The following is a 13,537-nucleotide window of genomic DNA, read 5'->3' on the forward strand; positions in this document are numbered from 1 at the left end:
ACTGGCCACTGCAATGGCCAGATCATTCTGTCGGTGCGGCAGAGCTTTGCGCCTGAAGTTCCGCCACCAGTTGCTTGAGGGCGACGTTTTGCTCGGCCTCAAGATCAGCTACCGTATAGCGTTCGGAAACCGCATCCTTGGACAGTACGACACCTTTAGCGACAGTTCCTGGTGCTCCGACCGGGCCGAAATGGTCACCATTCATCGAGAAATAGACAGATCCGGCGGCACCTGCACGTAGGTTAGGCGGTTCTTCTGTCAGCGGTACCTCGAATGTACTGCCCTGTTCGACGGTTCCAAGCGTACCCTCGAAGATGATACTTCCATCCGCAGCGGTGACCCGCATCCACGCCGGATCAACGGCGACGATTTTCAGGGTCGTATCAATCTGTTCAACCACCTGCGGCAATGCCGGGCGAAGAACCGTATGGACTTCGGCAACCTCAACCTTGGGCGGCTCAGGCGGCTGGAAGGTGCCAACGGTACGCGGGTCCAGTGTAGAAATTGGTGCATCACGGGCAACGAGCACCGGCAAATCCAGGGCCTGTGGGCGATACAGCCTATCCAGAGCCTCAGCCGAGGGGGTGTCGATCAGCGCGACTTGATCTTCGGTGGTGCCACGCGCCGCCTCAAGCGGGTCCAAATCAGACAAGACAACCGGAGCCTGTTCAACCGGGCTTACCTGCACTTGCTGAATCCGGTTCAGGACGGACCATCCGCCATACCCAATACCGCCGATCACAGCCAACAGAACCAGAGACGACCCGATGGCACGCGGCTCGATCTGGCTGACCAACGATTCCCGTCCGGGAATATAGGGAGTGTTTGGCGAGATAAACGGATCGCGCCCCATCGGACCGCGAGCCGGCAAGCTGCCCGAGGTCTTTCGAACCACTGACGCCTCGGCCGACATGCCATGCGCGACCTCAAACCCGCTTTCCTTACAAAACGCAAAGAAAGTTTCGTCGGGGTTCATCCCCAGATAGCGGGCGTAAGAGCGCACATACCCAGCGATAAATCCGGGAGTATCGAAGGCGTCCGGGTCGGCATCTTCTATGGCTGCAATGTAGTTGGCTTTGATCCGCAGTTCGCGCTGCACATCCAGTAGGGATTTGCCCATTGTTGCGCGTTCACCACGCATCATGTCACCCAGCCGCACCTCATAGTCGTCAAAGCCCTTGGGCCTGACGTCAGTGTCGCCTTCGGATCCGCGCTGTGATCTGCGCCCAATCATCCCTGCTGCCCCATTCTGCCTGTGCGTGTTTCACGCCGTGGTCGAATCATTAAAAGAATGATTCGCGCCGTAGTTTTGTTAGCGTAATTTTAGCACGCGGCATACGAATTGCACACTTTAGCGTTAGGTTAACCGGCAAGTTCGGCGCGATTTAGCGCACAATGTGACCAAAGTTCGTCCATCGCCTGGATCAAACGGTTCATTTCGTCAGGTCCATGAACCGGGGACGGTGTGAAACGCAGGCGTTCTGTTCCACGCGGAACAGTGGGGAAATTGATGGGCTGAACGTAGATTCCATGGTCATCCAGCAGCATATCGCTGAGTTTCTTCGTGTGCACGGGGTTGCCGACAATCACGGGCACAATGTGGCTGCCGTGATCAATCAGTGGCAGGCCCATCCCCTTGAGTCGAAGCTTGAGGATCTTTGCTTGCGTCTGATGCTGCTCTCGCAATTCGGACGCAGTTTTGAGGTAGGCAACCGAAGCTGCGGCACCCGCAGCAACGGCAGGTGGCAGGGACGTCGTAAAGATGAAGCCCGGAGCATAAGACCGCACAGCGTCGCACATTTTAGTGCTGGCCGCGATATAGCCCCCCATGACGCCATAGGCTTTGGCCAATGTGCCGTTGATGATGTCAATCCGATGGGCAAGACGATCACGCTCGGTCACGCCACCGCCGCGCGGTCCGTACATGCCAACGGCGTGGACCTCATCAATATAGGTCAGCGCACCAAATTCATCGGCCAGATCACATATCTCTTCAATCGGGCCAAAATCGCCGTCCATCGAATACACCGACTCAAAAGCGATCAGTTTGGGCGTTGCGGGATCATCCGCTTCAAGCAGTTCGCGCAGATGGGCGACGTCATTGTGGCGGAAGATGCGCTTGGACCCGCCGTTGCGGCGCACCCCTTCGATCATCGAAGCATGGTTCAATGCGTCAGAATAAATGATCAGACCAGGAAACAGTTTCGGCAAAGTGCTGAGTGTCGCGTCATTTGCGATATAGGCGCTGGTGAACAGCAACGCAGCTTCTTTGCCGTGCAGATCGGCCAGCTCGGCCTCAAGCCGTTTGTGGTAAACCGTGGTGCCCGAAATGTTGCGGGTTCCACCTGATCCGGCGCCTGCGGCATCCACGGCCTCGTGCATCGCCTCCAGCACCACAGGGTGTTGCCCCATGCCAAGATAGTCGTTGCCGCACCAGACGGTGATATCTTGCTGCGATCCATCGAGGCGCGTGCGCACCGCATGCGGGAAATGACCATTGCGACGTTCGATATCAATGAAGGTCCGGTACCGTCCTTCGTCATGCAGCCTTGCGATCGCTGAATCAAGCTGAGCAGTATAATCCACCGGTTTCTCCTTAGTTGCCCGACCGATATTACGGCGACCGAACGTCTTCTTCTGCGCAGGATACGAATCTGCACCAGAGCATTTCCCACTGCCTGCTTGATACCGCAAGCACAGTGAAAGCTTATTTGATTTGCATCAAATATCCGCTCTGACCCTGACCGACAAGTAAAGTTACGCCCCCTGGACGCGAGGAAACGACGCAGGCACAGCACATTATCTCATCCGGGTTTCCGATATTATACCAGATTCCTGTCCTTGCGGGCTAGACGGCAAAAGTGGCGCTGATAGGGTTCCGGAAAATCCAAATCAAGCAGGAGCCCTCTCATGTCGCTGGACGCTGTTCTGAACCGCATCGACGCCGATTTGCCAACCTCAATCGACCGCCTGATGGAACTGCTCCGCATTCCGTCAATTTCAACCGATCCGGCCTTTGACCAACAGGTCAACCAGGCAGCTGACTGGCTGGTATCTGACCTGAAAAGCATAGGAATTCAGGCTGAAAAACGTGAAACCACCGGACATCCCATGGTGGTGGGCCACATAGGCGAGGACAACAGCGCGCCCCATGTTCTGTTCTATGGCCATTATGACGTTCAACCCGTTGACCCGTTGAACCAGTGGAACCGGGATCCGTTCGATCCGGCCATTGAAGAAACCGAAAATGGGCCAGTTATCCGGGGTCGGGGCTCTTCGGACGATAAGGGACAGTTGATGACCTTCGTCGAAGCGTGCCGCGCATGGAAGGCCGTCCATGGCACCCTGCCCTGCCGCATCACCTTCTTCTTCGAAGGCGAAGAAGAATCCGGTTCGCCGTCGCTCGTCCCGTTCCTGCGTGAAAACGTGGCCGAGTTGAAAGCGGATCTGGCATTGGTATGCGACACTTCGATGGTGTCGCGTGGGGTGCCATCAATCGCGTCACAGCTGCGCGGGATGCTCAAGGACGAATTCACCATCATCGGTCCGCGGATCGACCTGCACTCGGGCCATTACGGCGGACCGGGGCTAAACCCGCTGCGAGAGCTCTCCAAGATCGTCGCCTCGTTCTATGACGACGAAACCGGTCGCGTCGCTGTCGAAGGCTTTTATGACGGGGTTCATGAGGTCCCGGCCGAACAGTTGCGCCAATGGGAAAACTGCGGGTTCGATGAGGCGGATTATCTGAACTCGGTGGGGTATTCTCAGCCACATGGCGAAAAAGGATATTCGACATTGCAGCAACAATGGGCGCGCCCGACGCTTGAGGTAAACGGGCTTTGGGGCGGTTATAACGGCGCCGGTTCGAAGACGGTCATTCCCTCACAGGCGCATTGCAAGATCACCTGCCGTCTGGTGGGTGACATGAACCCTGACGCCTTGCGTGACCAGATTCGCAAGCATGTAGAAGACCGCCTGTCACCCGACGCGAAAGTACAGTGGGACAACGATCTTGAAGGCGCGCCCGCATCCGTCATGAATATCAACCGCCCCGAATTCGAAGCCGCCCGAGGCGCATTGTCCGATGAATGGGGGCGCGAAGCCGTCTTTACCGGAATGGGCGGGTCAATCCCTGTCGTCGGCTACTTCGACACGGAACTTGGCATGGATTCAATGCTTGTGGGCTTTGCCAATGATGATGACGCAATTCACTCACCGAATGAGAAATATGACGTCAAGAGCTTTCACAAAGGCATCCGGTCCTGGGCGCGCATTCTCGACGCTTTGACCCGATAACCAAATCCGGGAATCAAAAGGCCAGATGAAGCTTGGCTCGCTGCTTCATCTGGCCAAAGATACTTTTGGTAATGTGCCGCAGATCGGCAGAGGTACCCCCTGCCCTGAGTTACATATGGATCACGCGCCCGTAAGCGTCCAAAACGCTTTCATGCATCATCTCGGACAAAGTCGGATGCGGGAACACTGTGTTCATCAGATCCTCTTCGGTGGTTTCAAGCTGGCGCCCGACCACATACCCCTGAATTAACTCAGTGACTTCCGCGCCAATCATGTGGGCGCCCAACAGCTCTCCGGTTTTGGCGTCGAAGACTGTTTTGACCAGCCCTTCGGGCTCTCCAAGCGCGATTGCCTTGCCGTTGCCGATGAAGGGAAAACGGCCGACCTTGATGTCATAGCCAAGCTCTTTCGCCTTTGCCTCGGAATAGCCGACCGACGCAACCTGCGGATGGCAATAGGTGCAGCCCGCGATGCTTTCGGGCTTGACCGGATGGGCATGTTTCCCGGCGATCAGATCGGCCACCATGACACCCTCATGGCTTGCTTTATGCGCCAGCCATGGCGCTCCGGCAATGTCACCGATGGCGTATAGGCCATCGACACCAGTGCGACAGAATTCGTCAGTCACGACATGGGTCCGGTCGATTTTCACACCCAGCGCTTCAAGCCCCAGATTTTCGATATTGCCGACGATGCCCACGGCAGAAATCACAGTGTCAAAGTCGTGCTTTTCGACCTTTCCCTTCACCTCGATATGCGCAGTGACTTTACCCTTAGCGCGGTCCAACTGCTTGACCATCGCCTTTTCCATGATCTTCATGCCCTGTTTGATAAAGGCTTTCTTGGCGAAGGCGCTGATCTCGGCATCCTCGACGGGCAGAACCCGGTCCATGACTTCAACCACCGTCGTATCTGCACCGAGCGTATTGTAGAAGCTAGCGAACTCGATCCCGATTGCACCCGACCCGATGACCAGCAGTTTCTTGGGCATCCGCGGCGGCTGCAGAGCGTGTTTGTATGTCCAGACCAGATCACCATCCGCTTCCAGCCCGGGAAGCTCGCGGGCGCGCGCGCCGGTTGCCAGAACGATGTTCTTGGCTGTCAACTCTTCGCTGCCCTTGTCGGTTTTGACCGAGACCTTGCCCTTGGCCGGAATCGTCGCCTCGCCCATGACAACCGTCACTTTGTTCTTTTTCAGCAGGTGACCGATACCGCCTGAAAGCTGCCCGGCGACACCGCGCGATCGCTTGACCACAGCATCCAGATCATATCCGATCTTCTCGGCCTTCAGCCCAAAATCCTTTGCGCGCTCCATCAGGTGAAACACTTCTGAAGACCGCAGCAGCGCCTTTGTTGGGATGCAGCCCCAGTTAAGACATATCCCCCCGAGATGTTCGCGCTCGACCACGGCGGTTTTCAAACCAAGCTGTGCTGCGCGAATGGCTGCGACATACCCGCCAGGACCAGCGCCGATTACGATCAGATCAAAAGATTGTGCTGCCATGTTTCCCTCTCGGAGCAGGTCATTTCCAAATTAGTTTACCATTAAACTAATATCAGCCACCCTTCAACACTTAGTCCCCGCGACAAAAGCTACGCAGGGTAAACCCATACGGATTGCAGAGGTTCGAGCCTATACCGCACCCGTTCAAAACGCTAGAAGATAGCTAAGTATCCCAGTTGCTCCATTCTAAATCCATTTACGCGAAAGGCATAACATGGCTAAAACGCTGAAAGATCTGGCCCTCGCCCTAATCAACGCCACGCTTATCCTGGTGGCCTTGTGTTTGTTTTTGGGCTGGAAGCTGACCACAACAGCGCAGTCCCTGATGTCTGATTTTTCACAGAAGGTTCAGATCGTCGCCCCTTTGCGCAAAGAGGTTCAAGGCGTGCGCAGTGAATTGGCAGCACTTCGCACTGAACTCGCAACTATACAAGTCAATGGCGCGCTTGCCGACACCGCCACCGCCCAACGGGTCTCGCAAACGCTCGACCGTCTGAGCCAAATCGAAGATACGCTGCAGGCGGCGCAGTCTCGTATCGTTGCGGTTGCCGAAACGCCTGACGCCTTCATCGGCACCGCAATAGAAAAAACGGCCGACACTGTGGCCGACCGTATTATCACAATCAAAGGTTGTTCGGTCGAAGGCTAACCTGCGGCCTGAAGCTCTCGGACGGTGGACCCGTACCCGCCCATGTTTACATAGGCGGCCTCATGTTCGGTCATGGGGCGCGACAATGCTTCGTTACGATAGGGGAAACGGCCGAACTTTCGGATCACCTCCCTATGCGCCCTTGCATGCAGCAGGTTGGTTGACTTGGATTCGTCGATATTCTGGCACATCAGGCGTACACAACGCTCTTGGTCACACAGATTTTCCGAGTGCATCAGTGGAAGATAAAAGAACTGCCGCGCGGGTTCGTCAATCTTCAGATCCCAGCCCTTGTCGATGGCGCATTTCGCTGCCGACAAGGCCGCCTTATCAGTGGCGAACGCCTTACCACTGCCGCGGAACATATTTCTAGGAAACTGGTCCATCAGAATTATATAGGCCAGTGCCCCGCTGGGGTATGTCAGCCAGAGAGAGAACTTTCCCTCATTAGCAATTTCCCATGTGGAAAGAAATTTTTCGCGGATCTCTGCGTCTAGCGCTTCATCCTCAATATACCAACCATCTGGACCCACTTGATCCAGCCAAAAACTCAATACTTCTTCAGGCCCTACCATTGCCTTGCTCCGTCGTTTTGCCCTCCCCAGGGACGTAACGTCATTTAAGGCTGATTTACAGATTTGTGACAGTAAAAATTTGCAACACTTGCGACATAATTTCGTGTCCTAGGCTACATCTTGCGTTTCCTGATCGGCTTCGGCGGCTTCGATAGCCACCTCTTGCGCCAATTCGAAAGCCACCGGCGAGGCCGTTGGGTAAAGCGGAGACATGGTGCCCGTCTCATCCACAGGAATCGCCGCACGCTGTGTCATGCGATACATCGCATAGACAGCAGTGGCTGCAAGCAGTGCAAAGATGATCAGGAAAAAGCCCGACGGTCCGAACACGTCATCGCCCATCAACCAACCGGTAATCAGCGGGCCAGCAATGGCGCCCAGTCCATTGATGAAGACCAGACCGCCAGAGGCCGCCGCCATATCCTCATGCTCCAGAAAGTCATTCGTATGCGCAATCAGCAGCGAATACAGCGGGTTAGACATGCCGCCAATCACAAAGGCCGAGGCCAGAAGGAACGGAAATGAAGTCGACCCGAACATCATCGCAGTGGCCGCCCCGCAAGCACCAATGATGCCCGCCAGCATGATCAGGAACCGGCGATCCATCCGGTCCGAGAACCAACCCAGCGGATATTGCAGCAGTATTGCCCCGACATAGAAAGCCGCCACGAAGGTCGAAATCTCAACCAGTGTCAGCCCAGCGCGCGCGCCATAGACCGCCGACATACCAAACTGGGCCGAGAACACTCCGCCCAGCAGGAACATGCCCACGCAGCCCAACGGCGACTTCCCCATCAGTTCACGCAATGTCATGGGCTTGGTCGTGTCAAATGCCGGTGTCGGTGAAATCGACAGCAGAATCGGAGCAAAGGAAACCGAAACCAGAATGGATGCGATCACAAAGGTTTCGTAACCAGCAGGATCGCCAACCAGCATAAGCCCCTGAGCGGTGATGATCCCAGTCATCTGTACGATCATATAAAGCGAAAGCGCCTGGCCCCGGTTCTCGTTATTGGCCGCGTTGTTCAGCCAGCTTTCGGCGGTGACATACACTCCCGAGAAACAAAACCCGATCACGACACGCCCCAAAGCCCACGCGACTGGCTCGGTCAACATCGGATACATGATCATCACGGCCGAAATAAAAGAAGCGAGCGCAGCAAAGACCCGCACATGCCCCACCCGCCGGATCATCTCCGGTGCAAGGCGAGAACCTCCGAGGAAACCTACGAAATAAGCTGACATCACAACAGACATCTGAAGGGTCGAAAACCCTTCGATCTCGCCTCGGACGCCCAGGATTGTGCCCTGTAGGCCATTGCCAATCATAAGCAGGCCCATGCCAAGAAGAAGTGACCACGCGCTGGTAATGACCTGAAGCATAGAGGCCTCCGAAATTGCTAACCTGAACAAGAGATTCGTTTTTATATCAAAAACGGCTTTGAACCAGCTTGTCTACGACATCGAAACGCAACGATCCCGACAACACGCCGCTCAAGGGATCAAAAGCGACCCATCCCCATATGAAAAGAACCGATAGTTCTGCGCAATCGCGTGCTCATAAACCTCTTGCATCCGATCCTGCCCCATCAAAGCTGAAACCAACATCAGCAGCGTGGATTTCGGCAGATGGAAATTGGTGATCAGCGCATCCGTGACGTAAAACTGAAAGCCCGGATAGATGAAGATGTCGGTATCGCCCTCCCAGGGTACGATCTGCCCACTGCGGGCGGCGCTTTCGATCAATCGCAGCGCGGTTGTGCCCACCGGAATGACACGGCCACCTATGGCTTTGGTTTCACGAATTTCACTGACGGCTTCCGCACTGACCCTGCCCCATTCTGCATGCATCTTATGGGTCGTCACATCCTCGACCTTGACTGGCAGAAACGTTCCGGCACCGACATGAAGCGTAACGTAGGAAACAGAAACGCCGCGCGCGGTAAGCGCCTGCATCAGCGCTTCGTCAAAATGCAGCGACGCGGTGGGCGCGGCCACGGCCCCGGAGTTGCGCGCCCAGATCGTCTGGTAATCCGTCTTGTCCTGCGCATCGGCAGGACGCTTGGCGGCAATATAAGGCGGCAGCGGCATCGCGCCGGCCTGTTCCAGCGCAGCATCGAAATCCTGCCCCGTAAGGTTAAACCGCAGAAAGGCCTGCCCGTCCGCCACCCTATCCAACTCAGCGCTCAGTTGATCCGAAAACCGGATAACCTCACCTGTCTTGACCTTCTTGAGCGGTTTGATCAACGCGGCCCAGGTGCCGTCTGCCTGCGGATCAAGCAACGTCGCTTCGATCGACGCAGACACCGGCCCTTGCGCACTGTCGCGATGACGCCGCCCGGTGAGGCGTGCCGGGATGACCCGCGTATCATTCAACACCAGCCGATCACCGGGTCGCAGCCAGTCTGGCAGGTCAAAGACGTGCGCATCCGAGATTGCATCGCCCTCGGCCACAAGCAAACGCGCCGAGGACCGCGGGTTGGCAGGCCGGGTGGCAATCAAATTCTCGGGCAGGTGGAAATCGAAATCGCTGAGTTTCATGGGCGCGCCTTACAGGGTCGTATCAGATTCGGCTATATCCCTGTTCAGTTGTCTTTTGGCGGCGATCCAAAGGTGCGCTTGGGCTCATCCGGCTTGGCTTTCTGTGCATTTGGCCCATCCTGAACCTTCGGCGCGGGCTCCCTTAGAAGGTTGCGCAAGAACAATGGCGCAAGCCCTGACAGAGGGTTGACCGAGACAGAGGGTGATTTCAAAGGGCCGGTCAGAGTATAATTGAACGCGATCACACCTTCACCTTTTTTGGTGAAGACACTTCCAATCGCATTCACCAGATAGATTGGGGAAATCGCGCCACGCAAGTTCAGCATTTCGCTAACCGTGTCGATTGTCCCGTCGAAGGACAATCCCATCGAAGGACCGACGGCGCTGCCGCTGAGAACCTTGATTTCCGTCGGAGTAATCCGCATTCGGCTTTCGATGCTCGAGAAAAAGATGCCTTGCCCAGCCATTTCATCCACAAGCCCAACAAGGCTGATTGCGTTCAGCAAGGCAGCCATGGCCGGGGCGTCATGAATTCGGGTGTTCACGATCTTCATGATGACATCGAAGTTCCCGGCCCCGCCGACCGGTTCCAGTTGCAGGTCCAGTTTGCCACCGCGCGCCTGGGTTATCATTTTGGCCGATCTCAGAACGTCGCCTGCATCACCAGAGATTAGATTGACTGCACTGCGCCCTCCGCGCGGGGTCACCTGCCCGCGCACAGCAGCACCGCCGTTTACATTCGCCGTGAACGCGCCGCTGACACCGCCAGTTGTCGCAAATTTTCCCTTGAACCCGGTCAGGGCGATCGTCTCTGTAATCTGGAGGCGATCCAACACTACATCCAGCTCGGGCCCCTGCCCGGAACCACCGCCACCACCTTCGGAGGATCCAAAGGTCGCGCCCCCCAGATTCATCACGCCCCCTAAAACCCTGATGTCGGGCAAGGCTGACCCCCGTGAAATCAGCTCCGCCGGAACCGCAAGCCAGTTCCCCAGTTCGAATGAGCTGAACTCTACACGATCGAAAGCACCATTTTTGAAATTAATGGAGGCCAGGCTTCTCAACCCCGCCGCATCCAGCCGAAGTGTATCCACGCGCATCTGATCGCCCAGCGTTGCCTCGACATCGATCGACCCCTTGGTACCAGCGCCTTTGCGCCACCCGAGCTCGGGGATAGACAGCACTACGCCTTCCAGATCCGATGTCGCCGTCAGTTTCGGGGGGCGGCCAGCACCGATGCCCAAGGTTATTTCGGCAACGCCTTTTCCAGTCAGCATACCCTTTGGTAACCCGGCACGCAGCTCGGTCACCAACCGGGGCGAAATCTCGATCTGCCCTTTCAGTTCACTGGGTTTCGGTTCTCGACCCCCAATAGGCTGGCGCCAGGTTGCCTGCAGGGGCACGTCGCCGAAATATCCGTCGCCGCCGACTTCGACAGCGGATTGATCACCTGAAATAGTCAACTGAGGCGCGCTGACGACAAAACCTTTGACCAAGCGATCACTGTGCACATCACCAATCTTACCAGTAAAGTGAAACTGGGTTTCATCGAACTTCAGCCCCTTCTTCATCGGCAGAGATAAGGTGCCTGACAGTTCCACATCGCCAGAGGCCACATCCACGGGCAAATTTGCCTTTGTCATCAGCTGCAAAGGGGGACGATCCATCAAAGACAAGGCGGCCGTTGCCGAGCCCTTGGCCTTGACGCGCACAATCGCCGGCGAAAGCTTTTTGATCGACGTATCTGGAATTATGAAGGATGTTCCTGACCCGTCTATCGGGCCGCCCTGATCGGCAATGACAACCGCTTTCTCGGCTGTCACCGTAAACCGTTGGTTGATCAGGCTGGCCTGCCCCTGAGCGTCCTGGACCGGCGGTAAAGTTTTGGCAAAGCGGACTTTGGCGTCGTCGAACCCGAAGTCCAAGTAAATGTCCGGCTTGGTGTCCGGCTTCAACCGCAATGCAAAATCGACATCCGAGAGCCGGCCTTCATATAAATTGTCGGACACCCATTTACGCGGCTTTTCGGCAAGTAATTGGGGCCAGTATCTCAGCAACTGGCCTGACTCCAACTCGTCCAGATGGGCCTCGAGGTACCCCGACCAACCTTCGGCTTCACCATTCAGATTACCCCTAGCACGCAGCGTTAGGTTTTCGTCTTCAACCGTCATCTGTCCGAGGCGCAACTCGAACGGGGCCAGCTTCATCTTCAGATCAAGGTCGGCACGCGCCAACTTGAGGGGTTCCGGAAACAGACCAGCCGGGTTGATGTCGATGCTGCTGAGACGGAGTTGAGAGGTCAGGCTTTCCAGCAGCCCATTCTCGATACCTCTCAAAAAGGCCCTTCCCTCGGCCTGAACGGACCCCCAGGCGGAGACTACAGAAACCTCGTCGAAATCCAGCTCCTGCCGACTTGGGTCATAGCTGAAATAAGCCCTGGCGGATTCAAACGGAATCGGTTTTGTCTCTTGGTTGGCTTGCACCGCGCCTGCCGCAAGGTTCAGGGTCGCAAATAACGGCCCCAGCGCCGCTTTGCCATCAACACTGCCGCGCACCGCGCCCGAGATCGGAGCGTCAAGGACCTGCAACCATGACAAGGCTAGGCTTTGACTTGCAATATCCTCGGCAGGCAGGTCGGTTATCGCAAAGCCAAAGCTTGCCTGGGGCGTTCCAAGTACGCTGGTATAATTTACCTCAATCGAACTGGCATAATCGCGCCCTGTCAGAACAGAGAACCCGGTGGACATGCGCATTTCGTCACCGGTACGGATGATCGAAATATGTCCGCCGTCGAAAACCCAGGCGCGCGACAGGCGCAAATCCTGATAGTCCAGCGTCAACGACTCAAGCTCGACCGACCTCAGCCCCGACAGCAGCGGTGACAAAAAGACATCGTCAGATTCCTCGATCAACTCGATCAATGTCCGCGCCCGCTGAACCGGTGCACTGCCAGAACCGACTGTCAACGAAAGCGCCCCGTCCAATCCGCGGGTCAATGCGATTTGGGCATCGCGCAGGGTAATCGTGCGCGGCCGGATTTTCCCCCGTAGCAGCCACCGCATCGACAACCGTGTGCGCATATCCGCCACTTGCGCGATCTGTTGTCCCGCCGCGTCGCTGATCGTCACATCCGTCAGCCGCAAACGTGGCAGCCAGTTTTCGTTGACGATAAAGCTGGCGTCGCCAAAGCGGATCTTGATCCCTCCCAGGCTTTGATCCAGCCGTTTTTCGGCCTGCGCCCGCATCCAGTCGGGCGCGTGCAGTTGTTTGCCAATCAGAAAGAACCAGCCGCCAAAGGCCAGCAGGCAAAGCAACAGGAAGGTTCCGACGATCCCCCACGCAGCGATGCGGCGGCGTGACCGACGGCGGCGGGGTTTCCCGTCCGGGCCTTCTTGTGTATCTTCTTGCCGCGCCAAATTCCGACCCACGCCCTATTACCTGCTTGCACCGCACCATGATGTCAGGCAGCACTTAAAAACCTTTAGCGGAGTTTCCAATGCCCGACGTTACAGACATCGCCCCCGGTTTCACTTTGCCCCGCGACGGCGGTGGTGAGGTTACGCTGTCAGACCTGCAAGGCAGCGCCGTCGTTTTGTTTTTCTATCCCCGTGATGATACGCCGGGCTGCACCAAGGAATCCATCGGTTTCTCGGAACAACTTCAAGCCTTTGCTGATGCCGGCGCCCTGGTTTTCGGCATCTCGCGCGACACGGTGGCTAAGCATGACAAATTCGTCGCCAAACACGGTCTTACGACGCCACTTTTGTCCGACGAAGGCTCGACCGTTTGCGAGGATTACGGTGTGTGGGTCGAGAAGAACATGTACGGGCGCAAGTCGATGGGGATCGAGCGTTCAACCTTTCTGATTGACGCCGACGGTAAGATCGCTCGCATCTGGCGAAAGGTCAAAGTGCCCGGCCATGTGGAAGAGGTACTGGAAGCCGTGCGCGCGCTGTAACCCTCTTCACCGCG

10 protein-coding genes are annotated in these 13,537 nt (G+C 56.5%); 3 read left to right on the top strand and 7 right to left on the bottom strand.

Annotated elements, in window-relative coordinates; all coding sequences use genetic code 11:
- Positions 1-22 precede the first annotated feature (22 nt).
- Together AC2FH8_RS04065 and hemA are read right to left on the bottom strand one after the other, a co-directional pair.
- Positions 23-1,234, bottom strand: coding sequence for a helix-turn-helix domain-containing protein (locus AC2FH8_RS04065; RefSeq protein WP_142633252.1), 1,212 nt, complete (start codon positions 1,232-1,234; stop codon positions 23-25).
- Positions 1,235-1,362: 128 nt separating this feature from the next.
- Positions 1,363-2,586 carry a 5-aminolevulinate synthase gene (hemA, locus tag AC2FH8_RS04070; protein ID WP_271947553.1) on the bottom strand — a complete coding sequence of 408 codons (1,224 nt, stop codon included), beginning with the start codon at positions 2,584-2,586 and terminating at the stop codon, positions 1,363-1,365.
- A 324-nt stretch (positions 2,587-2,910) separates the two neighbouring features.
- On the opposite strand from hemA, the gene AC2FH8_RS04075 reads away from it, so the two are divergent.
- Positions 2,911-4,296 carry a M20/M25/M40 family metallo-hydrolase gene (locus AC2FH8_RS04075; RefSeq protein WP_496688386.1) on the top strand — a complete coding sequence of 462 codons (1,386 nt, stop codon included), beginning with the start codon at positions 2,911-2,913 and terminating at the stop codon, positions 4,294-4,296.
- A 109-nt stretch (positions 4,297-4,405) separates the two neighbouring features.
- On the opposite strand, the gene lpdA is transcribed toward AC2FH8_RS04075, so the two are convergent.
- A complete protein-coding gene (gene lpdA / locus AC2FH8_RS04080; protein WP_271947557.1) occupies positions 4,406-5,800 on the bottom strand; it encodes a dihydrolipoyl dehydrogenase in 1,395 nt (464 codons plus the stop codon).
- A 214-nt stretch (positions 5,801-6,014) separates the two neighbouring features.
- On the opposite strand from lpdA, the gene AC2FH8_RS04085 reads away from it, so the two are divergent.
- Complete coding sequence (locus tag AC2FH8_RS04085; RefSeq protein WP_496688388.1) at positions 6,015-6,449, top strand: hypothetical protein; 435 nt, start codon at positions 6,015-6,017, stop codon at positions 6,447-6,449.
- Here the strand turns inward: AC2FH8_RS04085 and AC2FH8_RS04090 are convergent.
- The 4 genes from AC2FH8_RS04090 to AC2FH8_RS04105 all read right to left on the bottom strand — a co-directional run bounded on the left by AC2FH8_RS04090 (position 6,446) and on the right by AC2FH8_RS04105 (position 12,993).
- Positions 6,446-7,024 (bottom strand): DUF924 family protein, encoded by a 579-nt coding sequence (locus tag AC2FH8_RS04090; protein WP_142633241.1) that lies wholly within the window; start codon positions 7,022-7,024, stop codon positions 6,446-6,448. The genes AC2FH8_RS04085 and AC2FH8_RS04090 overlap by 4 nt on opposite strands.
- 108 nt (positions 7,025-7,132) lie before the next feature.
- On the bottom strand, positions 7,133-8,407 hold the full coding sequence (locus tag AC2FH8_RS04095) for an MFS transporter (RefSeq protein ID WP_271947562.1): 1,275 nt from the start codon (positions 8,405-8,407) through the stop codon (positions 7,133-7,135).
- A gap of 111 nt (positions 8,408-8,518) precedes the next feature.
- A complete protein-coding gene (gene queA / locus AC2FH8_RS04100; protein WP_496688390.1) occupies positions 8,519-9,565 on the bottom strand; it encodes a tRNA preQ1(34) S-adenosylmethionine ribosyltransferase-isomerase QueA in 1,047 nt (348 codons plus the stop codon).
- 44 nt (positions 9,566-9,609) lie between these two features.
- Complete coding sequence (locus AC2FH8_RS04105) at positions 9,610-12,993, bottom strand: YhdP family protein (protein WP_496688392.1); 3,384 nt, start codon at positions 12,991-12,993, stop codon at positions 9,610-9,612.
- 68 nt (positions 12,994-13,061) lie between these two features.
- Here AC2FH8_RS04105 and AC2FH8_RS04110 point away from each other — a divergent pair, with 68 nt between their 5' ends.
- On the top strand, positions 13,062-13,523 hold the full coding sequence (locus tag AC2FH8_RS04110; protein ID WP_496688394.1) for a peroxiredoxin: 462 nt from the start codon (positions 13,062-13,064) through the stop codon (positions 13,521-13,523).
- The last annotated feature ends 14 nt before the right edge of the window (positions 13,524-13,537 follow it).

The organism is Ruegeria sp. CDSC025 (assembly GCF_059610805.1).